At 55.7% G+C, this 22,243-nt stretch carries 22 protein-coding genes; 16 read left to right on the plus strand and 6 right to left on the minus strand.

From position 1 onward, the window contains the following. Positions 1-4: 4 nt before the first annotated feature. Positions 5-817 (minus strand): phospholipid ABC transporter ATP-binding protein MlaF, encoded by an 813-nt coding sequence (gene mlaF, locus ACOTYB_RS13410; RefSeq protein ID WP_003861850.1) that lies wholly within the window; start codon positions 815-817, stop codon positions 5-7. A 227-nt stretch (positions 818-1,044) separates the two neighbouring features. On the opposite strand from mlaF, the gene ACOTYB_RS13415 reads away from it, so the two are divergent. The 11 genes from ACOTYB_RS13415 (at position 1,045) to npr (ending at position 8,964) form a co-directional block, all read left to right on the plus strand. Further along, complete coding sequence (locus ACOTYB_RS13415; RefSeq protein ID WP_003861852.1) at positions 1,045-2,022, plus strand: calcium/sodium antiporter; 978 nt, start codon at positions 1,045-1,047, stop codon at positions 2,020-2,022. Between the two features lie 13 nt (positions 2,023-2,035). After that, positions 2,036-3,022 carry an arabinose-5-phosphate isomerase KdsD gene (gene kdsD / locus ACOTYB_RS13420; protein WP_003861853.1) on the plus strand — a complete coding sequence of 329 codons (987 nt, stop codon included), beginning with the start codon at positions 2,036-2,038 and terminating at the stop codon, positions 3,020-3,022. 14 nt (positions 3,023-3,036) lie between these two features. Next, on the plus strand, positions 3,037-3,603 hold the full coding sequence (gene kdsC / locus ACOTYB_RS13425) for a 3-deoxy-manno-octulosonate-8-phosphatase KdsC (RefSeq protein ID WP_003861856.1): 567 nt from the start codon (positions 3,037-3,039) through the stop codon (positions 3,601-3,603). Further along, complete coding sequence (gene lptC, locus ACOTYB_RS13430; protein WP_003861858.1) at positions 3,600-4,175, plus strand: LPS export ABC transporter periplasmic protein LptC; 576 nt, start codon at positions 3,600-3,602, stop codon at positions 4,173-4,175. The genes kdsC and lptC overlap by 4 nt, the downstream gene beginning before the upstream one ends. Next, complete coding sequence (lptA, locus tag ACOTYB_RS13435) at positions 4,144-4,698, plus strand: lipopolysaccharide ABC transporter substrate-binding protein LptA (RefSeq protein ID WP_003861860.1); 555 nt, start codon at positions 4,144-4,146, stop codon at positions 4,696-4,698. Before lptC ends, lptA begins: the two co-directional genes overlap by 32 nt. 6 nt (positions 4,699-4,704) lie before the next feature. Further along, complete coding sequence (gene lptB / locus ACOTYB_RS13440) at positions 4,705-5,430, plus strand: LPS export ABC transporter ATP-binding protein (RefSeq protein WP_003861862.1); 726 nt, start codon at positions 4,705-4,707, stop codon at positions 5,428-5,430. Positions 5,431-5,477: 47 nt separating this feature from the next. After that, complete coding sequence (rpoN, locus tag ACOTYB_RS13445) at positions 5,478-6,911, plus strand: RNA polymerase factor sigma-54 (RefSeq protein ID WP_003861864.1); 1,434 nt, start codon at positions 5,478-5,480, stop codon at positions 6,909-6,911. Positions 6,912-6,933: 22 nt separating this feature from the next. Beyond that, positions 6,934-7,221 carry a ribosome hibernation promoting factor gene (hpf, locus tag ACOTYB_RS13450; protein ID WP_003861866.1) on the plus strand — a complete coding sequence of 96 codons (288 nt, stop codon included), beginning with the start codon at positions 6,934-6,936 and terminating at the stop codon, positions 7,219-7,221. A gap of 82 nt (positions 7,222-7,303) precedes the next feature. After that, a complete protein-coding gene (ptsN, locus tag ACOTYB_RS13455) occupies positions 7,304-7,795 on the plus strand; it encodes a PTS IIA-like nitrogen regulatory protein PtsN (RefSeq protein WP_003861869.1) in 492 nt (163 codons plus the stop codon). Between the two features lie 45 nt (positions 7,796-7,840). Next, positions 7,841-8,695: an RNase adapter RapZ gene (gene rapZ, locus ACOTYB_RS13460; RefSeq protein WP_003861870.1), complete on the plus strand. Its 855-nt coding sequence runs from the start codon at positions 7,841-7,843 to the stop codon at positions 8,693-8,695. After that, complete coding sequence (gene npr, locus ACOTYB_RS13465) at positions 8,692-8,964, plus strand: PTS phosphocarrier protein NPr (RefSeq protein WP_003861872.1); 273 nt, start codon at positions 8,692-8,694, stop codon at positions 8,962-8,964. The genes rapZ and npr overlap by 4 nt, the downstream gene beginning before the upstream one ends. Before the next feature lie 39 nt (positions 8,965-9,003). On the opposite strand, the gene mtgA is transcribed toward npr, so the two are convergent. The 5 genes from mtgA to lptF all read right to left on the minus strand — a co-directional run bounded on the left by mtgA (position 9,004) and on the right by lptF (position 15,265). Continuing rightward, positions 9,004-9,729, minus strand: a complete 726-nt coding sequence (gene mtgA, locus ACOTYB_RS13470) for a monofunctional biosynthetic peptidoglycan transglycosylase (RefSeq protein WP_003861874.1) — start codon at positions 9,727-9,729, stop codon at positions 9,004-9,006. After that, positions 9,726-10,379 carry an isoprenoid biosynthesis glyoxalase ElbB gene (gene elbB / locus ACOTYB_RS13475; protein WP_220153379.1) on the minus strand — a complete coding sequence of 218 codons (654 nt, stop codon included), beginning with the start codon at positions 10,377-10,379 and terminating at the stop codon, positions 9,726-9,728. Before elbB ends, mtgA begins: the two co-directional genes overlap by 4 nt. A gap of 232 nt (positions 10,380-10,611) precedes the next feature. Further along, positions 10,612-12,945, minus strand: a complete 2,334-nt coding sequence (arcB, locus tag ACOTYB_RS13480; protein WP_000809803.1) for an aerobic respiration two-component sensor histidine kinase ArcB — start codon at positions 12,943-12,945, stop codon at positions 10,612-10,614. Between the two features lie 137 nt (positions 12,946-13,082). Further along, on the minus strand, positions 13,083-14,165 hold the full coding sequence (gene lptG, locus ACOTYB_RS13485; RefSeq protein ID WP_001147540.1) for an LPS export ABC transporter permease LptG: 1,083 nt from the start codon (positions 14,163-14,165) through the stop codon (positions 13,083-13,085). Next, positions 14,165-15,265: an LPS export ABC transporter permease LptF gene (gene lptF, locus ACOTYB_RS13490; protein ID WP_003861881.1), complete on the minus strand. Its 1,101-nt coding sequence runs from the start codon at positions 15,263-15,265 to the stop codon at positions 14,165-14,167. Before lptF ends, lptG begins: the two co-directional genes overlap by 1 nt. A 265-nt stretch (positions 15,266-15,530) precedes the next feature. Here lptF and pepA point away from each other — a divergent pair, with 265 nt between their 5' ends. From pepA to ahr, 5 genes are all read left to right on the plus strand, one after another. Then, the gene (pepA, locus tag ACOTYB_RS13495) at positions 15,531-17,042 is read left to right on the plus strand and encodes a leucyl aminopeptidase (RefSeq protein ID WP_003861882.1); all 1,512 of its coding nucleotides are present in this window, start codon (positions 15,531-15,533) and stop codon (positions 17,040-17,042) included. 68 nt (positions 17,043-17,110) lie between these two features. Next, positions 17,111-17,554, plus strand: coding sequence for a DNA polymerase III subunit chi (holC, locus tag ACOTYB_RS13500; RefSeq protein ID WP_003861884.1), 444 nt, complete (start codon positions 17,111-17,113; stop codon positions 17,552-17,554). Beyond that, the gene (locus tag ACOTYB_RS13505; protein ID WP_220153380.1) at positions 17,554-20,409 is read left to right on the plus strand and encodes a valine--tRNA ligase; all 2,856 of its coding nucleotides are present in this window, start codon (positions 17,554-17,556) and stop codon (positions 20,407-20,409) included. The genes holC and ACOTYB_RS13505 overlap by 1 nt, the downstream gene beginning before the upstream one ends. A 123-nt stretch (positions 20,410-20,532) precedes the next feature. Beyond that, positions 20,533-21,036, plus strand: a complete 504-nt coding sequence (locus ACOTYB_RS13510; protein WP_003861887.1) for a GNAT family N-acetyltransferase — start codon at positions 20,533-20,535, stop codon at positions 21,034-21,036. A gap of 83 nt (positions 21,037-21,119) precedes the next feature. After that, on the plus strand, positions 21,120-22,139 hold the full coding sequence (gene ahr / locus ACOTYB_RS13515) for an NADPH-dependent aldehyde reductase Ahr (RefSeq protein ID WP_003861889.1): 1,020 nt from the start codon (positions 21,120-21,122) through the stop codon (positions 22,137-22,139). Positions 22,140-22,243: the final 104 nt, after the last annotated feature.

Genomic DNA, 22,243 nt, shown 5'->3' on the forward strand with positions numbered 1-22,243 from the left:
TGGCTTAACTCCCTATTCCCAGTAAATCGTCATGATAGTCGCCCGCCGGATAGCGGAAAGGCACCGGCCCATCTGCGATACCGTCCAGGAACTGCCGCACGCGCGGATCGCCATTCTCCTGCAACGCCTGCGCGCTGCCGTGGGCGACGATCTTTTTGTCAGCCACAATATAGGCGTAATCAGCGATACTCAGCACTTCCGGCACGTCGTGGGAAACCACCACGCAGGTGACGCCAAGGGCGCTGTTCAGCTCCGAAATTAACTTCACCAGCACGCCCATGGTGATGGGGTCCTGCCCGACGAACGGTTCATCGAACATGATTAAATCGGGTTCCAGGGCAATAGCACGCGCCAGCGCGGCGCGGCGCGCCATCCCACCCGAGAGTTCGGACGGCATGAGTTTCGCAGCCCCCCGCAGCCCCACGGCTTCAAGCTTCATCATCACCGTGCTGTGCAACAGCGCAGGAGGAAGATGGGTGTGCTCACGCAGCGGATAGGCCACGTTGTCAAAAACGTTCATATCGGTGAACAGCGCACCCGACTGAAAGAGCATGCTCATCCGTTTGCGAACCGTGTAGAGGCGCGAGCGAGACATCGCCGGGACGTTTTCGCCGTCGAAGAGAATTTCGCCGCTGTCAGGGGGGATTTGCCCGCCGATAAGACGCAGCAACGTGGTTTTACCGATCCCTGACGGCCCCATGATGGCGGTGATTTTACCGCGCGGCACGGTCAGCGAAATATCATCAAATATTAACCGGTTGCCGCGAGAAAAACTGACGCCCCGGACATCGACTATATTCGCCATCGTTTGGCTCATTTATGGTTCCTTACTTACCTTGCTTCACGGCTGGCATGAAGCGTAAATCAGCCCTAAACCCCGCATTTTTACAGAATATTCACTATTGGGGTTAGCGAAAGCTGGCATTTGTTTTACTTTTCCGGCGCATAAAGTCAAAATTAGGAATTCGTCACGTCTCAGACTTCATCTGGCGCTAAAATTCGTGCGCAGTGGACCAGCGAGTATACCTGAAGAAAGGACTTTTGATGCTTTTAGCAACAGCACTGTTAATAATTGGTTTACTGTTGGTGGTCTACAGTGCTGACCGTTTGGTCTTTGCCGCATCCATTCTCTGTCGACTCATTGGCATGCCGCCCATCATTATCGGCATGACGGTGGTCAGTGTAGGCACATCGCTTCCTGAAATCATCGTTTCTGTTTCAGCCTCGTTGCATGGCCAGGTTGACCTCGCTATCGGCACCGCGATTGGCTCTAACATCGTCAATATCTTGCTGATTTTAGGCTTAGCCGCATTACTGCATCCATTTCGCGTACATTCCGATGTTTTGCGTCGTGAATTGCCGCTAATGTTAGTCGTCAGTCTGCTGGCGGGCTATGTGCTTTATGACGGGGTGCTGAGCGTCGGTGACGGTATATTCCTGCTCGCCCTAGCCGTGATCTGGTTGCTTTACAGCGTGAAGATCGCACGTCTGGCGGAAAAACAGGGTAACGATAGCCTCACGCGTGAGCACCTCGCCGAGCTGCCCCGGGAAGGGACCTTACCCGTCGCCCTGCTGTGGCTGGGCGTCGCGCTGATTATCATGCCAATGGCCACGCGGATGGTGGTCGATAACGCGACGGTGCTGGCGAACGCGTTTGCGATGAGCGAACTGACAATTGGTCTGACGGTCATCGCTATCGGCACCAGCCTGCCAGAGCTGGCTACCGCCATCGCCGGGGCGCGTAAAGGGGAAGATGATATCGCCATCGGCAATATCATTGGCTCGAATATTTTCAATATCGCGATCGTGACGGGGCTGCCGGCATTAATCTCACCGGGGCCGTTTAACCCTATGGTTTTCACGCGCGATTACGGTGTGATGCTGCTGGTCAGCGTGATTTTCGCCCTGCTCTGCTGGCGGCGAAAAGAGCAGATCGGCAAAGGCGCGGGCGCGCTGCTGACGGGTGGATTTATCGTATGGCTGGCGATGCTGTACTGGCTCTCGCCACTTCTCTCTGGGTAAACGGAAACGCATTATGTCGCAAATAGAATTGCAGCCGGGTTTTGACTTTCAGAAAGCAGGCAAAGACGTTCTGGAGATTGAACGTGAAGGTCTGGCGCAGTTAGATCAGTACATTAATCAGGATTTTAGTCTGGCCTGTGAGAAGATGTTCTACTGCGCCGGTAAAGTCGTGGTGATGGGGATGGGCAAATCCGGCCATATCGGGCGCAAAATGGCGGCGACCTTTGCCAGTACCGGCACGTCGTCATTCTTCGTTCATCCCGGTGAAGCCGCGCACGGTGACCTCGGCATGGTTACGCCGCAGGACGTGGTTATTGCGCTGTCCAACTCCGGGGAATCGAATGAAATCCTGGCGTTGATCCCGGTGCTGAAGCGTCTGCACGTACCGCTGATTTGCATGACCAGCCGCCCGGAAAGCAGCATGGCGCGCGCGGCGGATATTCACCTGTGCGTGAAGGTGCCTAAAGAAGCCTGCCCGCTGGGGCTGGCGCCGACCTCCAGCACAACCGCCGCGCTGGTGATGGGCGATGCCCTTGCCGTTGCGCTGCTGGAAGCCCGCGGTTTTACGCCAGAAGATTTCGCCCTGTCTCACCCCGGCGGCGCGCTCGGGCGCAAACTGCTGCTGCGGGTTAACGATATTATGCACACCGGGGATGAGATCCCGCACGTCAGCAAAGAGGCCTCTTTGCGCGACGCGTTACTGGAGATCACCCGTAAAAACCTGGGCATGACGGTTATCTGCGACGATCTGATGAAGATTCAGGGCATTTTCACCGACGGCGACCTGCGCCGGGTATTCGATATGGGTGTGGATGTCCGAACGCTGGGCATCGCTGATGTAATGACACCAGGAGGGATCCGCGTCCGTCCGGGTACGCTGGCGGTAGATGTACTGAACCTGATGCAGTCCCGTCATATTACCTCAGTGATGGTTGCCGATGGCGACCAACTGCTGGGTGTGGTACATATGCATGATCTGCTGCGCGCTGGCGTAGTGTAATGAAGGATAAGACAATGAGTAATGCGGGTGCATCCCTTGCAACCTGTTATGGCCCGGTGAGCGCCCACATGATGTCAAAGGCGGAAAATATCCGCCTGCTGATCCTCGATGTGGATGGTGTGCTCTCCGACGGTCTGATTTATATGGGCAATAACGGCGAAGAGCTGAAAGCCTTTAACGTTCGCGACGGTTACGGTATCCGCTGTGCGCTCACGTCCGGTATTGAAGTTGCAATCATCACCGGGCGGAAAGCTAAACTGGTAGAAGATCGGTGTGAAACGCTGGGCATTACGCATCTCTATCAGGGACAGTCTGATAAGATGGTAGCCTTCCGGGATTTGCTGGGAAAACTGGCCATTGCGCCAGAGAATGTGGCATACGTCGGGGATGATTTGATCGACTGGCCAGTCATGGCGGAGGTGGGTCTGAGCATCGCCGTGGCTGACGCGCACCCGCTGCTGATCCCGCGTGCTGATTACGTTACCCATATTCACGGTGGCCGTGGCGCCGTCCGTGAAGTCTGCGATCTGCTTCTGCTGGCGCAGGGCAAGCTTGATGAGGCGAAAGGGCAATCGATATGAGTAAAACCAGACGTTGGGTTATCATTCTGCTTGCGCTTGTCGCCCTGATACTGATTGGCGTAAATCTCGCTGACCGCGATGATACGCAAGCGGAAGTGGTTAACACGAGCGACCCGACCTATAAAAGCGATCACAGCGACACCGTGGTCTATAGCCCGGAAGGTGCGCTGAACTATCGCCTCGTTGCTCAGCATGTAGAATATTTTTCAGATGACGGCACCTCGTGGTTTACCCAGCCGGTCCTGACCACCTTTGATACGGACAAAGTGCCGACGTGGTCAATCAAGTCTGACCGGGCAAAACTGACAAATGACCGTATGCTTTACCTGTATGGTCACGTTGAAGTCAACGCCCTGACCGCTGACGCGCAACTGCGAAAAATTACGACGGATAACGCCCAGATCAACCTGGTCACCCAGGATGTCACGTCGCAGGATTTAGTCACCCTGTATGGCACAACATTTAATTCCAGCGGTTTAAGAATGCGCGGGAACTTACGCAGCAAAAACGCCGAGCTGATTGAAAAGGTTAGAACCTCCTATGAAATTCAAAACAAACAAACTCAGCCTTAAAGTTGTTATCGCCAGCGCGCTGCTGGCGGCCAGTCTTCCCGCGCTTGCTGTGACTGGCGACACCGAACAGCCGATTCATATTGAATCCGATACCCAGTCTCTGGATATGCAGGGTAACGTCGTCACCTTTACCGGCAACGTCGTTGTGACCCAGGGCACCATCAAAATCAACGCCGACAAAGTGGTCGTTACCCGTCCGGGCGGCGAGCAGGGGAAAGAGATTATCGATGGTTATGGCAACCCGGCCACCTTCTACCAGATGCAGGACAACGGCAAGCCGGTGAAAGGCCATGCCTCGCATATGCACTATGAACTGGCGAAGGATCTGGTCATCCTGACCGGTAATGCTTACCTGGAACAGCTGGACAGCAATATCAAAGGCGACAAGATCACTTATCTGGTGAAAGAGCAGAAAATGCAGGCCTCCAGCGAAAAAGGCAAACGCGTCACGACCGTGCTTGTGCCTTCGCAGTTGCAGGACAAGAACAACGGTCAGGCTCCGGCAAAGAAAAAGAGTAACTAATTCGTTATGGCAACTTTAACTGCAAAAAACCTCGCGAAAGCGTATAAGGGCCGCCGCGTCGTCGAAGATGTCAGTCTGACCGTCAACTCCGGCGAAATCGTGGGTTTGCTTGGCCCTAACGGCGCGGGTAAAACTACGACCTTCTACATGGTAGTGGGCATCGTCCCACGTGACGCCGGCAACATCATTATCGATGATGAAGATATCAGCCTGCTGCCGCTGCATGCCCGCGCGCGTCGTGGCATCGGCTATCTGCCGCAGGAAGCGTCTATCTTCCGCCGCTTAAGCGTGTTCGACAACCTGATGGCCGTGCTCCAGATCCGTGACGATCTGACCAGCGAGCAGCGCACTGACCGTGCGAACGAGCTGATGGAAGAGTTTCATATTGAACACCTTCGCGACAGCCTCGGTCAGGCGCTGTCCGGTGGTGAACGCCGCCGCGTTGAGATTGCGCGCGCGCTGGCAGCAAACCCGAAATTTATCCTGCTGGATGAACCGTTTGCGGGCGTTGACCCCATCTCCGTTATCGATATCAAACGTATCATTGAACACCTGCGCGACAGCGGGCTTGGCGTACTGATCACGGACCACAACGTTCGTGAAACGCTGGCGGTGTGTGAGCGCGCCTACATAGTGAGCCAGGGCCATCTGATTGCCCACGGTACGCCGCAGCAAATCCTCGAAGATGAGCATGTTAAGCGCGTGTACCTTGGGGAAGACTTCAGACTCTGATAGGGTAGAGGTTAAGTCACGCCGAACCGGAGAAAAACGCTCTGAACATGAAGCAAGGTTTGCAATTACGGCTCAGCCAGCAACTGGCCATGACGCCGCAGCTCCAGCAGGCAATCCGTCTGTTGCAGCTGTCCACGTTAGAACTCCAGCAGGAGCTCCAGCAGGCGCTGGACAGCAATCCGCTGCTGGAGCAGACCGATCTTCATGACGAGGTAGACGCCCAGCAGACGCAGGACACAGAAACGCTCGACTCCGTAGATGCACTCGAACAGAAAGAGATGCCGGACGAACTGCCGCTGGATGCCAGCTGGGATGAAATCTACACCGCGGGTACCCCTTCCGGGACGCGTGCAGACTACCAGGACGATGAACTCCCGGTCTACCAGGGCGAAACTACCCAATCGCTTCAGGACTACCTGATGTGGCAGGTGGAGCTGACGCCTTTCTCCGATACCGATCGCGCCATTGCCACCTCGATTGTCGATGCCGTTGACGACACGGGCTATTTGACCGTGACGCTGGACGAGATTCTTGAAAGCATCGGCGATGACGAGATTGAACTGGAAGAGATCGAAGCCGTCCTGAAACGCGTTCAGCGTTTCGACCCGATTGGCGTCGCCGCGAAAGATCTGCGTGACTGCCTTCTGATCCAGCTTTCGCAGTTTGCTAAAGAGACACCGTGGATTGACGAAGCCCGGCTCATCATCAGCGATCATCTGGATCTGCTGGCGAACCACGACTTCCGCACCCTGATGCGCGTCACGCGCCTGAAAGAAGAGGTGCTGAAGGAAGCGGTGAATCTGATCCAGTCGCTCGATCCGCGTCCGGGGCAGTCGATTCAGACCAGCGAACCGGAATATGTCATTCCCGATGTGCTGGTGAGAAAACACAATGGCCGCTGGGTCGTTGAACTGAACGCCGACAGTATTCCTCGCCTGCAAATCAACCAGCAATACGCCTCCATGTGCACCAGCGCCCGTAACGACGCTGATAATCAATACATTCGCAGCAACCTTCAGGAAGCACGCTGGTTGATTAAGAGTCTGGAGAGCCGTAATGACACGCTGCTGCGCGTCAGCCGCTGTATTGTCGAACAGCAGCAGGCATTCTTTGAGCAGGGCGAAGAGTTTATGAAACCGATGGTGCTGGCGGACATAGCCCAGGCCGTCGAGATGCATGAATCAACCATTTCCCGCGTGACCACGCAGAAGTATCTGCACAGCCCACGCGGTATTTTTGAGCTTAAGTATTTCTTCTCCAGCCACGTGAACACCGAAGGCGGCGGCGAAGCCTCGTCGACGGCCATTCGCGCACTGGTGAAGAAGTTGATCGCCGCGGAGAACCCCGCGAAGCCACTCAGTGACAGTAAGTTAACCACCATGCTGTCCGATCAGGGTATTATGGTGGCACGTCGTACTGTCGCGAAGTATCGAGAGTCTTTATCCATTCCGCCGTCTAACCAGCGTAAACAACTGGTTTGACACAACCGATAAGGAAGACACTATGCAGCTCAATATCACCGGACATAACGTCGAGATTACTGAGGCTTTACGCGATTTTGTAAACACTAAGTTTGCGAAACTCGAGCAGTATTTCGAGAGGATCAACCAGGTCTATGTTGTGTTGAAAGTGGAGAAAGTGACGCATATCTCGGATGCGACCCTGCACGTCAACGGAGGGGAACTCCATGCCAGTGCGGAAGGGCAAGACATGTACGCGGCTATCGACGGCTTGATTGATAAGCTTGCGAGACAGCTCAATAAACATAAAGATAAACTGAAACAACACTAATTGTCCGGGCAGTTAACGGGTGCAGGACGGCCTGTTGTGAAACACAACAGGCCATTTGTACAGTTAGCGCTTAGGTGAAATTATGATAAACAACGATTCCGCTCTTCAACTGAGCAATGTCCTTAACCAGGATTGTACCCGCAGTGGCGTTCACTGCCAGAGCAAAAAACGTGCGCTGGAAATCATCAGTGAGCTGGCCGCAAAACAGCTGGGTCTGCCGCCGCAGATCGTGTTTGAAGCCATTCTGACTCGTGAAAAAATGGGCAGTACCGGCATCGGCAATGGCATTGCGATCCCGCATGGCAAGCTGGAAGAAGATACGCTGCGTGCCGTGGGGGTGTTTGTGCAACTGGAAACGCCTATCGCTTTTGACGCCATTGATAACCAGCCTGTGGATCTGCTCTTCGCGCTGCTGGTTCCTGCCGATCAGACCAAGACCCACCTGCACACGCTGTCGCTGGTTGCCAAACGTCTGGCGGATAAAACCATTTGTCGTCGACTGCGCTCAGCCCAAAGTGATGAAGAGCTTTATCAAATTATCACTGAAGCAGAAGGCAATCAGGATGAGGCATAATCGGGAAAGGGCCTTCAGAACGGCTGCCCTGAGGAGAAACGGAACATGGTGCTGATGATCGTCAGCGGTCGTTCGGGGTCCGGGAAGTCCGTGGCCCTGCGCGCGCTGGAAGACATGGGATTTTACTGTGTAGATAACCTGCCGGTAGTGTTGTTACCCGATCTGGCGCGGACGCTGGCGGACAGGCAAATCTCTGCCGCCGTCAGTATTGACGTGCGTAACATGCCGGAATCGCCGGAAATCTTCGAGCAGGCAATGAACAGCCTGCCGGAATGCTTCTCGCCTCAGCTCTTGTTCCTGGACGCTGACCGCAACACGCTGATCCGCCGTTACAGCGATACACGTCGTTTGCATCCGCTCTCCAGTAAAAATCTTTCGCTGGAAAGCGCCATCGATAAAGAGAGCGATCTGCTTGAGCCGCTGCGTTCGCGGGCCGACCTGATTGTCGACACCTCTGAAATGTCCGTCCACGAGCTGGCGGAAATGCTGCGTACGCGCTTACTCGGCAAGCGCGAGCGTGAACTGACGATGGTGTTTGAATCCTTCGGCTTTAAGCACGGCATACCTATCGATGCGGATTACGTTTTTGATGTGCGTTTCCTGCCGAACCCGCACTGGGATCCGAAACTGCGTCCGATGACCGGTCTGGATAAGCCGGTGGCGGCGTTCCTCGACCGACACACAGAAGTACACAATTTTATCTACCAGACGCGAAGCTACCTTGAGCTATGGTTACCTATGCTGGAAACAAACAATCGCAGCTACCTGACGGTGGCGATTGGCTGTACCGGCGGTAAACATCGTTCGGTCTATATTGCCGAACAGCTGGCCGATTACTTCCGCTCACGCGGAAAGAACGTTCAGTCCCGTCATCGCACGCTGGAAAAACGCAAAACATGACCGTAAAACAGACCGTCGAAATCACCAATAAGCTGGGCATGCATGCGCGCCCGGCGATGAAGCTGTTTGAGCTGATGCAGGGTTTTGATGCTGAGGTGCTGCTGCGCAACGACGAGGGAACCGAGGCAGAAGCCAATAGCGTGATCGCCCTGCTGATGCTGGATTCTGCCAAAGGCCGCCAGATTGAAGTTGAAGCCACCGGCCCGCAGGAAGAAGAAGCGCTGGCGGCAGTGATTGCCCTGTTTAACGCCGGGTTTGACGAAGACTAACGTTCGCCATGTCGGCGGGTAGCGCTGCGCTTACCCGCCTTACATAAGATTATTTCGCTCCATAAACCCTTCCCCACCCAACTGACGCATCTGGCGCATAATCCACGCCTGGCGGCTTCGCACGTAGCCTGACGGGGTGCTGGCCTTAAAACGCAGCGGGTTCGGCAGCACGGCGGCAAGGAGTGCCGCTTCGGACATAGTCAACCTGCTGGCGGGCTTGCCAAAATAGCGCTGCGATGCCGCTTCGACGCCAAACACGCCGTCACCAAACTCCGCGATATTCAGGTAGACGGTCAAAATGCGTTTTTTGCTCCACACCGTCTCGACCCCCAGCGTCAGCCCGGCCTCCAGCCCTTTTCTTACCCAGCTGCGACCGTCCCATAAGAACAGATTTTTTACCGTCTGCTGAGAAAGCGTTGACGCGCCGCGGACGCGGTTTTCATGACGTTCATTATGATCCAGCGCCTTCTCAATAGCCGCCACGTCAAAACCCCAGTGCTCCGGGAATTTCTGATCTTCTGCCGCAATGACCGCCAGCCCCATCCACGGGGAGATTTCATCCATGCCGACCCAGTCTGAGTGGGCAACATAGCCAAAATCACCCGAGAGCCAGGCGCTAATCTGCCGCTCTGCCATCACGGCGGAGAACGGGACGGGCAGGATGCTGAACAGCGCAATGCCTCCGCCCCAAAAAACGGCCAGGACCAGCACAATACGCAGCAGGATCCGTTTTAACCACCCGCCAGGGGATAATTTACGACTCATTCGATAAGAACCAGCACTCTGTCCACCAGCTTTTCAATGCCTGCGGCAGCCTCAGCGATGTTCTGCGCCAGCATATACGCCGGCGTGGTGATGATTTTATTGTCCTCATCCACCACAATGTCGTCTACCGGGCATGGCACGTGCTCGCCGCCCATATCCTCGATAATTTCAGCGGTATCAATGTCGGTTCCGATCGTGAGCCGCAGCGGGAAATCAATAATTTTCGGCAGCATGGCTGGCGCAATGCAGATAAAGCCCTGCGGCTTACCTGCTGCATGCATCGCCAGCGATAGCGCTTTCAAATCGGGATCGACATGGCACGCCGCGCCTTCTGTTGCAAACGTGCTCAGGTTTTTTGCCGCGCCAAAGCCGCCCGGCACGATGAGCGCATCAAGTTCAGCGGCATCGGCCTGTGCCAGCGGATGAATATCTCCACGCACAATACGTGCTGCTTCAATCAGCACGTTACGGCTTTCCGCCATTGGCTCGCCGGTAAGATGATTCATTACATCTGCTTGAGTTTTATCCGGCGCGAAGCAGATAACGTCTGCCCCCTGCCGCGATAATGCCAGCAGCGTTAATACGGTTTCGTGTATCTCTGAACCATCGTAAACGCCACATCCGCTCAGCACGACACCCACTTTCTTCATTCTGACGATCCTTCTAAGCAACTCGCTGAAGCACATTAAAAATTCTGATTAAAACGCTATGCTTCACACATTTCACTGATTCATGTAACAAACTGTTTAAGATTTGCTATCTTATCTGCGTGCGGCCTCAATTTTCAGGCGGCGTCCATGCGAAAACAACCCACAAAAATCAGGCGCAGCCACGATTTCCCTGGTGTTGGCGCAGTATTCGCGCACCCCGGTATAGCCGGGGTCATTTTTTTCTGGCATCTACCCAGGCTTTCAGCACTGCCACATCGTTTTGCCACTCCTGTTTCATCTCTTCGACCCAATCACCTACATTATCTTCCCAGGCAGGTAAATCAGGCGACTGAATCTGTTGGCCCAGTTGCTGGAGATGACGTAACCCGACCGATCCTGCCGCGCCTTTGATTTTATGTCCCTCTTCGACGATGCCCTTCTGGTCACGCGCCGTCAGGTTGGATTCGAGCACGTTCAGATAGCCCGGCATCATTTTTTCGAACACGGCCAGGCCATCGGTGATCAGTTTTGGTCCTACCAGATCGATATACTGCTCCAGCATGGCGGTATCCAGTATCGTTTGGGCTTTGGCGCTATCAACAGACGTCATGGTGCTCTCCTCTTCATCACAGGTATCCCAGAACTTCTTGATCATCGCCGTCAGGGCAGGTACCGCCAGCGGCTTGCTGAGCACATCGTCCATTCCGGCCTCGAGGTACTCTTTTTTATCTTTCAGCACGTTTGCGGTCAACGCCACCAGCGGCGGCAGCTCGTCAGGAGCATATTTGCGCGTCAGCTCGCGGGAGATATCCAGTCCGGTCATGTCCGGTAGCTGAATATCGAGCAGCACCAGGTCGTACTCGCCCGGCGTGAACATCTCCAGCGCGGCTTTGCCGGTCATCGCCACATCCACGCTGTTACCGAGTTTTTCCAGTACCGACCGGGCGACAATGACGTTCAGCTCAATATCTTCCACCAGCAGGACGTGCAGGGCTGGCAGCGGCATATCATCGTTCTCAAACGTATCTTCCACCTCTTCCGCTACGGCAGGCGCATGGACGGTAAGCGTAAAGGTGGAGCCTTTACCCGGCTGGCTGGCAACGGTGATATCCCCGCCCATACTTTTCGCCAGACGTTTCGACACCGCCAGGCCAATGCCCGTACCGGTCGCCGGTTTACCGCCGTGGCTGTCTTTAACCTGATAATACATGGCGAAGATCTTATCCTGCTCTTCCTGAGGAATGCCGATACCCGAGTCCTCAACTTCAAAGTGCAGCATGTCGCCTTCGTCATAGCGAATGCGCACCGCAACCTGCCCCTTCTGGGTAAACTTCACGGCATTGCTGATGAGGTTCCACAGGATCTGCCGCAGCCGCGTGCCGTCCGTCACCACTTTATGCGGCAGCGGCAGCGTCGGCTCCATCACAAAGCTCAACCCTTTTTGCTGGGCCTGCAAACCTGACAGGTTCTCCAGGTCTGCGAGGAAGCCGGTAAAATCAACCGGCTGGTTGTCGAGCTGAACTTTACGGCGCTCCATCTTATCCATGTCGATAATATCATTGAAGATATTGCCCAGCGTGACCGCCGAGACGTGGATCGTTTTGAGGTATTTTTCCTGCTCGCTGGTCAGCTCGGTATCCAGCAGAATGCGGCTCAGCCCCACAATGCCATTCAGCGGGGTGCGCAGTTCATGGCTGATGGTGGAGATGAAGGTTGTTTTATCCCGGCTGGCGCGCTCCAGCGCATCCTGATAGCGCTTACGCTCAGTGATATCACGGCCAAAGCCCATCAGACCATGACGTTTACCCACCCGGTCGTAATAAGGTACTTTGCGGATCTCAAAGCAGGCTTTGCGCCCGTCTGGGTAGTCCAGCCACTGCTCATAGGTCAGCGAAACGTTATGGCGGAAGACCTTTTCATCCGTCTCCATCACTTTTGCTGCCGCCTCTTCGGAATAGACATCCTGAGGTTTCAGGTGTATCAGCTGTTTTTCGCTTTTCCCGGTCAACAGTTCCATGGCCCGGTTACAGCCGGAGAACTCTTTATCTTCATTACGGTAGAACACCAGATCCGGCGACGCATCGAGGAACGAGCGCAGGAAAGAGGATTGCTGTTCAAGCTGGATCTGCGTGACTTCACGCTCTTTCATCTCAATTTTCAGCTGCTCAAGCGTGGTCTGACGCTCGGCTTCCGCCTTCTCACGGTCTGAAATTTCCTGATTCAGCTGGGCAATGTTGTCCTTGAGCTGAACGTTGAGTTTAAGATCGCGCTCGCGCATCTCTTCCAGCTTATCCACCAGTTTCGATAAACGCTGTCGGGACTCTTCCAGCTGCTCAACCACCACGGAGAGGAAATAGACCGCCCATGGGGTGATCAGCAGGCCAAAGAAAATAGAGCGGATCACGTCGATGCTCTCGACCTGACCATGCAGAACCATGGTCACGGCCATTTGCACGACAATGGCCAGAACGACCAGCGCCAGCGCCAGCAGCATGGAAAAACGCACCAGCCCGAGCTTCATCATCAGGTCGACGTAGTACTGGGCCAGCATTCGAATTTGCTTCATAGAGGATCCCTTCACGACTTTATCGCTCAATAATACTCAAATTCACGGCGAGGCGTTGAAGGTTGTGAGAAAAAGTGCGGGGTGAAACAGGAGATTAGCCTCGCCCCCGGGCTAGCGGGAGCGAGGAAGACGTTTTATCAGGAGCGTTTTAGCAGCATCCAGAGGCTGATCAGGAAGAAACTGGCGCTCGGCAACAGCGCGCCGATAATTGGCGGAATGCCATACACCAGTGTCAGTGGACCGAAAATCTGATCGAGGACGTAGAACACGAAACCAAAGCTGATACCAGTTACCACGCGAACCCCCATCGGCACGCTACGTAGCGGTCCAAAGATGAACGACAGCGCCATTAGCATCATCACCGCCACGGACAGTGGCTGGAAGATTTTGCTCCACATGTTGAGCTGGTAACGCCCCGCATCCTGTCCGCTCGATTTCAGATATTTTACGTAGTTATGCAGACCGCTGATTGAGAGCGCATCGGGATCGAGCGCTACCACGCCAAGCTTGTCCGGCGTCAGGTTGGTTTTCCAGGTACCGCTTACGGTCTGCGAACCGGTGATCTGTTTCGGGTTCGTCAGGTCAGATTCATCAACCTGGGATAACCGCCACAGCTTGTTGTTCGCATCAAATTTAGCGGAGGCGGCATAACGCACCGACTGCAAACGACGATCGTTGTTGAAGGCGTAGATGCTCACGCCGCCCAGTTCATCGTCCCCTTTCACGCGTTCGATATAGACGAAGTTCTGACCATCTTTCGCCCATAACCCCTGCTGCGTGGAGAGCAGCGAACCACCGTACATAGCCTGAGCACGGTAGTTACGCGCCATCTGTTCGCCCTGCGGCGCGACCCATTCGCCAATCGCCATGGTCAACAGCACCAGCGGGATCGCGGTTTTCATTACCGACAGCGCAACCTGCATACGGGTAAAGCCAGATGCCTGCATCACCACCAGCTCGCTACGCTGAGCCAGCATCCCCAGGCCCAGCAACGCCCCCAGCAGGGCCGCCATCGGGAAGAAGATCTGCACATCTTTTGGTACGCTGAGCAGGGTGTACATCCCGGCACCCAACGCATCGTAACTCCCCTGCCCGGCTTTTTTCAGCTGGTCGACAAATTTGATAATGCCCGAAAGCGACACCAGCATGAACAGGGTCATCATGATGGTGGTGAAAATCGTTTTACCGATATAGCGGTCAAGTACGCCAAACGCCTGCATTAGATGGCTCCTTTACGCGTAAACCGGGCACGAAGACGACGCACAGGCACCGTGTCCCACAAGTTGAGTCCGACTGCCAGCAGCAGATACAAACCATTCACGACCCAGGTCCAGATCATCGGGTCAATTTTTCCTTTCCCGCCGTTAGACTTGATTGAGGTTTGCAGCAGGAAGAACACCAGATACAGCAGCATCGCTGGCAGCATCGACAGCACGCGGCCCTGGCGCGGGTTCACCACACTCAGCGGAACCACCATCAGCGCCATCATAAATACGGTGAATACCAGCGTGATACGCCAGTGCAGTTCAGCACGCGCACGATCGGTATCGGTATTCATTAAGGTGCGCATATCCATCTGCTCAGTATCCGTTGGATCGAGCGCGACGGCCTGATGACCAATGATGGCCTGGTAGTTCTGGAAATCGGTAATACGGAAGTCGCGCAGCATAGCCGTGCCTTCGAAACGCGTTCCTTTGTTCAGCGTGACAACCTGAGAGCCGTCTTTACGCTGAGACAGCTGACCGGAGTCCGCCACCACCACAGAAGGCCGAGCGTTACCTTTCGGGCGCAGTTGAGCAAGAAACACGTCATTGAAGCGGTTGCCATCGACGCTTTCGATAAACAGCACGGAGTTACCGTCTGTCGCCTGCTGGAACTGCCCCTGCGCCAGCGCCGCCAGCCCCGGGTTAGCTTTTGCTTCCGCCAGCACCTCATCCTGATGGCGAGAGGAGGTCGGCCCCGCCCACATGACGTTAACCGCGGCAACAATGCCCGTAAACAGCGCCAGCACCATGGCTGCTTTTACCAGTACGGCTTTACTGAGGCCGCAGGCATGCATCACGGTGATTTCACTTTCGGTATAGAGCTTACCCAGGGTCATCAGCAGACCAAGGAACAGGCTTAACGGCAGGATAAGCTGCGCCATTTCCGGCACGCCAAGCCCGAGCAGGGAAAGCACCAGATTCGTTGGGATTTCGCCATCAACCGCCGCGCCGAGGATCCTGACCAGCTTCTGACAGAAAAAGATCAGAAGGAGGATAAAGAGGATCGCCAGTTGGCTCTTCAGCGTCTCCCGAACCAGATATCTTATGATTATCACTTTAAATACGCCCGTTAAAACTCGTCTTATGCAGGAATTTAGCTTGTTTCATGGCTTAAACGTCATTTATTCTCTTGAGTCGTCGAAATCATCGCTAAGATTAAAAAACCCGGCGGATTCGCGCTTCATGACATTTATTGACGTGTCGAAACCGTAGTAACGTAAGATTAACACGAAGTCACCACAACGGCGGACATGAGTTACGAAAGGTTTCAATTCTATCCGTAGCCGCCGCCGTTGTCTTTAAGATTCAGGAGCGTAGTGCATGGAGTTCAGTGTAAAAAGCGGTAGCCCGGAGAAACAGCGGAGTGCCTGCATCGTTGTGGGCGTCTTTGAACCACGCCGACTCTCCCCGATCGCCGAGCAACTCGATAAAATCAGCGACGGCTATATCAGCGCCCTGCTGCGCCGTGGCGAACTGGAAGGCAAACCAGGGCAGACCTTGTTGCTGCACCATGTTCCGAACGTCCTGTCCGAGCGTATTCTGCTGATTGGCTGTGGTAAAGAACGTGAGCTTGATGAGCGCCAGTACAAGCAGGTTATTCAGAAAACCATTAATACACTGAATGATACTGGTTCGATGGAAGCCGTCTGCTTCCTGACGGAGCTGCACGTTAAGGGCCGCAACACGTACTGGAAGGTGCGCCAGGCCGTCGAAACCGCAAAAGAGAGCCTCTACAGCTTTGATCAGCTGAAGACCACCAAAAGCGAGCCGCGTCGCCCGCTGCGTAAAATGGTCTTTAACGTGCCAACCCGTCGCGAGCTGACCAGCGGCGAGCGCGCCATTCAGCACGGTCTGGCCATTGCCGCCGGTATCAAAGCGGCAAAAGATCTTGGCAATATGCCGCCAAACATCTGTAACGCCGCGTACCTGGCGTCTCAGGCGCGCCAGCTGGCTGACGCCTACAGCAAGAACGTTATCACCCGCGTTATCGGCGAACAGCAGATGAAAGAGCTGGGGATGCACTCTTATCTGGCGGTCGGTAACGGCTCCCAGAACGAATCCCTGATGTCAGTCATTGAGTACAAGGGCAATCCGTCTGAAGATGCGCGTCCGATCGTGCTCGTCGGTAAAGGGCTGACCTTCGACTCAGGCGGTATCTCCATCAAGCCTTCAGAAGGCATGGATGAGATGAAGTACGACATGTGCGGCGCGGCGGCGGTTTACGGCGTTATGCGCATGGTCGCGGAACTTCAGTTGCCCATCAACGTGATCGGCGTGCTGGCGGGCTGCGAAAACATGCCTGGCGGCCGCGCTTATCGTCCTGGTGATGTGCTGACCACCATGTCCGGCCAGACCGTTGAGGTGCTGAACACCGACGCCGAAGGTCGTCTGGTACTGTGCGACGTGCTGACCTACGTTGAGCGTTTCGAACCTGAAGCGGTGATTGACGTGGCTACACTGACCGGCGCCTGCGTGATTGCGCTGGGGCATCACATCACCGGCCTGATGTCGAACCACAACCCGCTGGCGCATGAACTGATCGGCGCGTCCGAACAGGCCGGCGACCGCGCGTGGCGTCTGCCGCTGGGGGACGAGTTCCAGGAACAACTGGAGTCTAACTTCGCAGACATGGCAAACATCGGCGGTCGTCCTGGCGGGGCGATTACCGCGGGCTGCTTCCTGGCGCGCTTTACCCGCAAGTACAACTGGGCGCACCTGGACATCGCGGGGACCGCATGGCGCTCCGGTAAAGCCAAAGGCGCGACCGGACGTCCGGTGGCGCTGCTGTCGCAGTTCCTGCTCAATCGTGCGGGTTTTAACGGCGACGAGTAATGATAAACGCCGGGTGGCGCTACGCTTACCCGGCTTTGCATTTAAATCCACGACAAGAAACCCCATATATGAAGAATGCAACGTTCTACCTTCTGGACAATGACACCCATCAGGATGGCCTCAGCGCCGTTGAACAACTGGTGTGTGAAATTGCCGCAGAACGTTGGCGCGCAGGTAAACGCGTCCTGATTGCCTGTGAAGATGAGCAGCAAGCAATTCGCCTGGATGAAGCGCTATGGGCGCGCCCGCCGGAGAGTTTTGTTCCGCATAACCTGTCGGGCGAAGGTCCACGCGGCGGGGCACCGGTGGAGATTGCCTGGCCGCAAAAACGCAACAGTAGCGCGCGCGATATTCTCATTAGCCTGCGGACAGACTTTGCAGATTTTGCCACCGCTTTCACAGAAGTGGTAGACTTTGTCCCTTACGAAGAATCTTTGAAACAACTGGCGCGCGAACGCTACAAAGCGTACCGCCTGGCCGGTTTTAACCTGAATACGGCAACCTGGAAATAATGGAAAAGACATATAACCCACGCGATATCGAACAGCCGCTTTACGAGCACTGGGAACAGCAGGGCTATTTCAAGCCTAACGGCGACGAAAGCAAAGAGTCCTTCTGCATCATGATCCCGCCGCCGAACGTCACCGGCAGTTTGCATATGGGGCATGCTTTCCAGCAGACCATCATGGATACCATGATCCGCTACCAGCGCATGCAGGGTAAAAACACCCTGTGGCAGGCGGGGACTGACCACGCGGGTATCGCGACCCAGATGGTGGTTGAGCGTAAAATTGCCGCTGAAGAGGGTAAAACCCGCCACGACTACGGTCGCGACGCGTTCATCGACAAAATCTGGCAGTGGAAGGCAGAATCCGGCGGCACCATTACCCGTCAGATGCGCCGCCTCGGCAACTCCGTGGACTGGGAGCGCGAGCGCTTCACCATGGACGAAGGCCTGTCCAACGCCGTGAAAGAAGTCTTCGTCCGTCTGTACAAAGAAGACCTGATTTACCGCGGCAAACGCCTGGTCAACTGGGACCCGAAACTGCGTACCGCCATCTCTGACCTGGAAGTGGAAAACCGCGAGTCTAAAGGCTCCATGTGGCACATCCGCTATCCGCTGGCAGACGGTGCAAAAACCGCAGACGGCAAAGATTATCTGGTGGTGGCGACCACCCGTCCGGAAACCCTGCTGGGCGATACCGGCGTGGCCGTTAACCCGGAAGATCCGCGTTATAAAGATTTGATCGGCAAATTCGTGGTGCTGCCGCTGGTGAACCGCCGTATTCCGATTGTGGGCGACGAACACGCCGACATGGAAAAAGGCACCGGCTGCGTGAAAATCACCCCGGCGCATGACTTCAACGACTATGAAGTCGGTCGTCGTCATCAACTTCCGATGATCAACATTCTGACCTTCGACGGCGATATCCGCGAAAGCGCAGAAGTGTATGACACCAAAGGCAACGAGTCCGACGTTTATTCCAGCGACATCCCGGCTGAGTTCCAGAAGCTGGAGCGCTTTGCCGCGCGTAAAGCCATCGTAGCCGCCGTTGACGCGCTCGGCCTGCTGGAAGAGATTAAGCCTCACGATCTGACCGTGCCGTACGGCGACCGTGGCGGCGTAGTTATCGAGCCAATGCTGACCGACCAGTGGTACGTGCGTGCCGACGTGCTGGCGAAACCGGCTGTGGAAGCGGTTGAGAACGGCAGCATTCAGTTCGTGCCGAAGCAGTACGAAAACATGTACTTCTCCTGGATGCGCGATATTCAGGACTGGTGTATTTCCCGTCAGCTGTGGTGGGGTCACCGTATCCCGGCGTGGTACGACAACGAAGGCAATGTCTACGTTGGCCGCAGCGAAGATGAAGTGCGCCAGGAAAACAACCTGGGCGCTGACGTTGCCCTGCGCCAGGATGAAGACGTGCTGGATACCTGGTTCTCCTCCGCGCTGTGGACCTTCTCTACCCTCGGCTGGCCGGAAAACACCGACGCGCTGCGTCAGTTCCACCCAACCAGCGTGATGGTCTCCGGCTTCGACATCATCTTCTTCTGGATCGCCCGCATGATCATGATGACCATGCACTTCATCAAAGACGAAGACGGCAAGCCGCAGGTTCCGTTCCATACCGTTTACATGACCGGCCTGATCCGCGACGACGAAGGCCAGAAGATGTCCAAATCCAAGGGTAACGTTATCGACCCGCTGGATATGGTGGACGGTATCTCTCTGGAAGAGCTGCTGGAAAAACGTACCGGCAATATGATGCAGCCGCAGCTGGCGGAGAAAATCCGCAAGCGTACCGAGAAGCAGTTCCCGAACGGGATCGAATCTCACGGTACCGACGCCCTGCGCTTCACCCTGGCGGCGCTGGCCTCCACCGGCCGTGACATCAACTGGGATATGAAGCGTCTGGAAGGTTACCGTAACTTCTGTAACAAGCTGTGGAACGCCAGCCGCTTCGTGCTGATGAACACCGAAGATCAGGATTGCGGCTTTAACGGCGGCGAAATGACCCTGTCTCTGGCAGACCGCTGGATCCTGGCGGAATTTAACCAGACGGTGAAAGCGTTCCGCGACGCGCTGGACAGCTACCGCTTCGACATCGCGGCAGGCATTCTGTACGAATTCACCTGGAACCAGTTCTGCGACTGGTACCTGGAACTGGCGAAGCCGGTCATGAACGGCGGTTCTGAAGCGGAACTGCGCGGCACGCGTAATACGCTGATTACCGTTCTGGAAGGTCTGCTGCGCCTTGCGCACCCGATCATTCCATTCATTACCGAAACCATCTGGCAGCGCGTGAAGGTGATTGCCGGTATTAATGCCGATACCATCATGCTCCAGCCGTTCCCGGCATTCGATGCCGCGAAAGTGGATGAAGCCGCGTCTGCGGATACCGAGTGGCTGAAACAGGCGATCGTTGCGGTACGTAACATCCGCGCGGAAATGAACATCGCTCCGGGTAAACCACTGGAGCTGCTGCTGCGCGGTTGCAGCGAAGCTGCCGTTCGTCGCGTCACCGAGAACAACACATTCCTGAAAACCATGGCGCGTCTGGAAAGCATCACCGTGCTGCCTGCCGATGACAAAGGTCCGGTTTCCGTGACCAAAATCATCGACGGCGCGGAGCTGCTGATCCCGATGGCGGGCCTGATCGACAAAGACGCGGAGCTGGCGCGTCTGGCGAAAGAAGTGGCGAAAGTCGACGTGGAAATTGACAAAATCGAAAGCAAACTGGCGAACGAGGGCTTTGTGGCCCGCGCGCCGGAAGCGGTCATCGCCAAAGAGCGTGAGCGTCTGGTTGCCTTCGCCGATGCGAAGACCAAACTGATCGAGCAGCAGGCGGTTATCGCAGCCCTGTAATGCTTTTACCCCTTACGCTTCAGGGCGTAAGGGGTATCCTTCCTGAAAACTCCTCGCTTGCACTCCCCTTTCTGCGGTGCTATTAACAGCAGTTGTGTGTCAATTTTTGTCATGAGTAATGCTATGAGCGTGATTACCCCCGTCGCGACGACAATGCGTCGGATCACTGAGCAGGACAACCCGGCTATCGCCGCCGTTATCCGCACGGTTTCTGCCGAATATGGCCTGACCGCCGACAAAGGCTACACCGTGGCCGACCCCAATCTGGACGAACTTTTTCAGCTGTACAGCCAGCCGGGTCATGCCTACTGGGTCATTGAACAGGACGGCCAGGTCGTGGGCGGCGGCGGCATTGCCCCACTGCTTTGCAGCGAGCCGGATATCTGTGAACTTCAGAAAATGTATTTCCTGCCAACGATACGCGGACAAGGCCTGGCGAAAAAGCTGGCGCTGGTCGCCCTGGAACATGCACGCTCACAGGGCTTTAAACGTTGCTACCTCGAAACCACCGCTTTCCTTAAAGAGGCCATTGGCCTGTATGAGCATCTGGGCTTTGAGCATATCGATGCGCCACTGGGCTGCACGGGCCACGTGGACTGCGAAGTCAGGATGCTGAAAAGTCTGTAAGTTTCGTTCCTGCCGCCTTCTGTTAAGCGTCTGTAAACTGAATGCTCTACACTCACAGTTCACACCAAAACAGGGGAAACGCGATGTCGAAGATAAAAAGCTACGCCGCACCGCAGGCGGGTGCAGAACTTGAGCTGTACGAGTACGATGCGGGCGAACTAAAAGCGGAAGACGTCGAAGTACAGGTTGATTACTGCGGGATCTGCCACTCGGATCTCTCGATGATCGACAATGAATGGGGCTTTTCCAGCTATCCGCTGGTTGCCGGGCACGAAGTCATTGGCCGCGTCGTGGCGCTCGGCAGCGCCGCGCAGGACAAAGGGCTGAAAGTGGGCCAGCGCGTGGGTATCGGCTGGACGGCACGCAGCTGCGGTCACTGCGATGCCTGTATCAGCGGCAACCAGATCAACTGCCTTGAGGGCGCAACGCCGACCATCCTTAACAAGGGCGGTTTCGCCGATAAGCTGCGCGCCGACTGGCAATGGGTTATCCCGCTGCCGGACAGCATTGATATTGAATCCGCAGGTCCGCTGCTGTGTGGCGGTATCACCGTATTTAAACCGCTGCTGATGCATCACATCACTGCCACCAGCCGCGTGGGCGTGATCGGTATTGGCGGTCTGGGGCATATTGCCATCAAACTGCTGCATGCGATGGGCTGTGAAGTGACGGCGTTCAGCTCTAACCCGGCGAAAGAGCAGGAAGTGCTGGCGATGGGTGCGGATAAAGTGGTGAACAGCCGCGATCCTCAGGCGCTCACCGCCCTGGCAGGCCAGTTTGACCTGATCATCAACACGGTAAACGTCGATCTCGACTGGCAGCCGTACTTTGAAGCGCTGGCCTACGGCGGTAACTTCCACACCGTGGGTGCGGTGATGAAGCCGCTGCCGGTTCCGGCGTTTACCCTGATCGGCGGGGATCGCAGCGTGTCAGGCTCCGCGACCGGTACACCGTACGAGCTGCGCAAGCTGATGAAGTTTGCCGGACGCACAAAAGTGGCACCCACCACCGAGCTGTACCCGATGTCAAAAATCAACGAAGCGATCCAGCACGTGCGCGACGGCAAAGCCCGCTACCGCGTGGTGTTGAAAGCGGATTTTTGATGTGACATTGCCGGGGAATGTGCGGCCTGATGCCCTCACCCCAACCCTCTCCCTCAAGGGAGAGGGGGCCGTCTGTGCAGGCATTATTTTGTGGGGATCCCTCA

The sequence above is a fragment of the Enterobacter cloacae complex sp. IR5450 genome, from assembly GCF_049238665.1.
GTDB lineage: Bacteria > Pseudomonadota > Gammaproteobacteria > Enterobacterales > Enterobacteriaceae > Enterobacter > Enterobacter hormaechei_C.

What these genes read in the sequence shown, in the direction of transcription:
- npr (WP_003861872.1), top strand. Translation starts at nt 8,692, where the DNA reads ATGACCGTAAAACAGACCGTCGAAATCACCAATAAGCTGGGCATGCAT.
- pepA (WP_003861882.1), top strand. Translation starts at nt 15,531, where the DNA reads ATGGAGTTCAGTGTAAAAAGCGGTAGCCCGGAGAAACAGCGGAGTGCC.
- ACOTYB_RS13505 (WP_220153380.1), top strand. Translation starts at nt 17,554, where the DNA reads ATGGAAAAGACATATAACCCACGCGATATCGAACAGCCGCTTTACGAG.
- ACOTYB_RS13415 (WP_003861852.1), top strand. Translation starts at nt 1,045, where the DNA reads ATGCTTTTAGCAACAGCACTGTTAATAATTGGTTTACTGTTGGTGGTC.
- mtgA (WP_003861874.1), bottom strand. Translation starts at nt 9,729, where the DNA reads ATGAGTCGTAAATTATCCCCTGGCGGGTGGTTAAAACGGATCCTGCTG.
- mlaF (WP_003861850.1), bottom strand. Translation starts at nt 817, where the DNA reads ATGAGCCAAACGATGGCGAATATAGTCGATGTCCGGGGCGTCAGTTTT.
- ahr (WP_003861889.1), top strand. Translation starts at nt 21,120, where the DNA reads ATGTCGAAGATAAAAAGCTACGCCGCACCGCAGGCGGGTGCAGAACTT.
- arcB (WP_000809803.1), bottom strand. Translation starts at nt 12,945, where the DNA reads ATGAAGCAAATTCGAATGCTGGCCCAGTACTACGTCGACCTGATGATG.
- kdsC (WP_003861856.1), top strand. Translation starts at nt 3,037, where the DNA reads ATGAGTAATGCGGGTGCATCCCTTGCAACCTGTTATGGCCCGGTGAGC.
- kdsD (WP_003861853.1), top strand. Translation starts at nt 2,036, where the DNA reads ATGTCGCAAATAGAATTGCAGCCGGGTTTTGACTTTCAGAAAGCAGGC.
- lptA (WP_003861860.1), top strand. Translation starts at nt 4,144, where the DNA reads ATGAAATTCAAAACAAACAAACTCAGCCTTAAAGTTGTTATCGCCAGC.
- elbB (WP_220153379.1), bottom strand. Translation starts at nt 10,379, where the DNA reads ATGAAGAAAGTGGGTGTCGTGCTGAGCGGATGTGGCGTTTACGATGGT.
- rpoN (WP_003861864.1), top strand. Translation starts at nt 5,478, where the DNA reads ATGAAGCAAGGTTTGCAATTACGGCTCAGCCAGCAACTGGCCATGACG.
- rapZ (WP_003861870.1), top strand. Translation starts at nt 7,841, where the DNA reads ATGGTGCTGATGATCGTCAGCGGTCGTTCGGGGTCCGGGAAGTCCGTG.
- lptB (WP_003861862.1), top strand. Translation starts at nt 4,705, where the DNA reads ATGGCAACTTTAACTGCAAAAAACCTCGCGAAAGCGTATAAGGGCCGC.
- ACOTYB_RS13510 (WP_003861887.1), top strand. Translation starts at nt 20,533, where the DNA reads ATGAGCGTGATTACCCCCGTCGCGACGACAATGCGTCGGATCACTGAG.
- lptC (WP_003861858.1), top strand. Translation starts at nt 3,600, where the DNA reads ATGAGTAAAACCAGACGTTGGGTTATCATTCTGCTTGCGCTTGTCGCC.
- ptsN (WP_003861869.1), top strand. Translation starts at nt 7,304, where the DNA reads ATGATAAACAACGATTCCGCTCTTCAACTGAGCAATGTCCTTAACCAG.
- holC (WP_003861884.1), top strand. Translation starts at nt 17,111, where the DNA reads ATGAAGAATGCAACGTTCTACCTTCTGGACAATGACACCCATCAGGAT.
- hpf (WP_003861866.1), top strand. Translation starts at nt 6,934, where the DNA reads ATGCAGCTCAATATCACCGGACATAACGTCGAGATTACTGAGGCTTTA.
- lptG (WP_001147540.1), bottom strand. Translation starts at nt 14,165, where the DNA reads ATGCAGGCGTTTGGCGTACTTGACCGCTATATCGGTAAAACGATTTTC.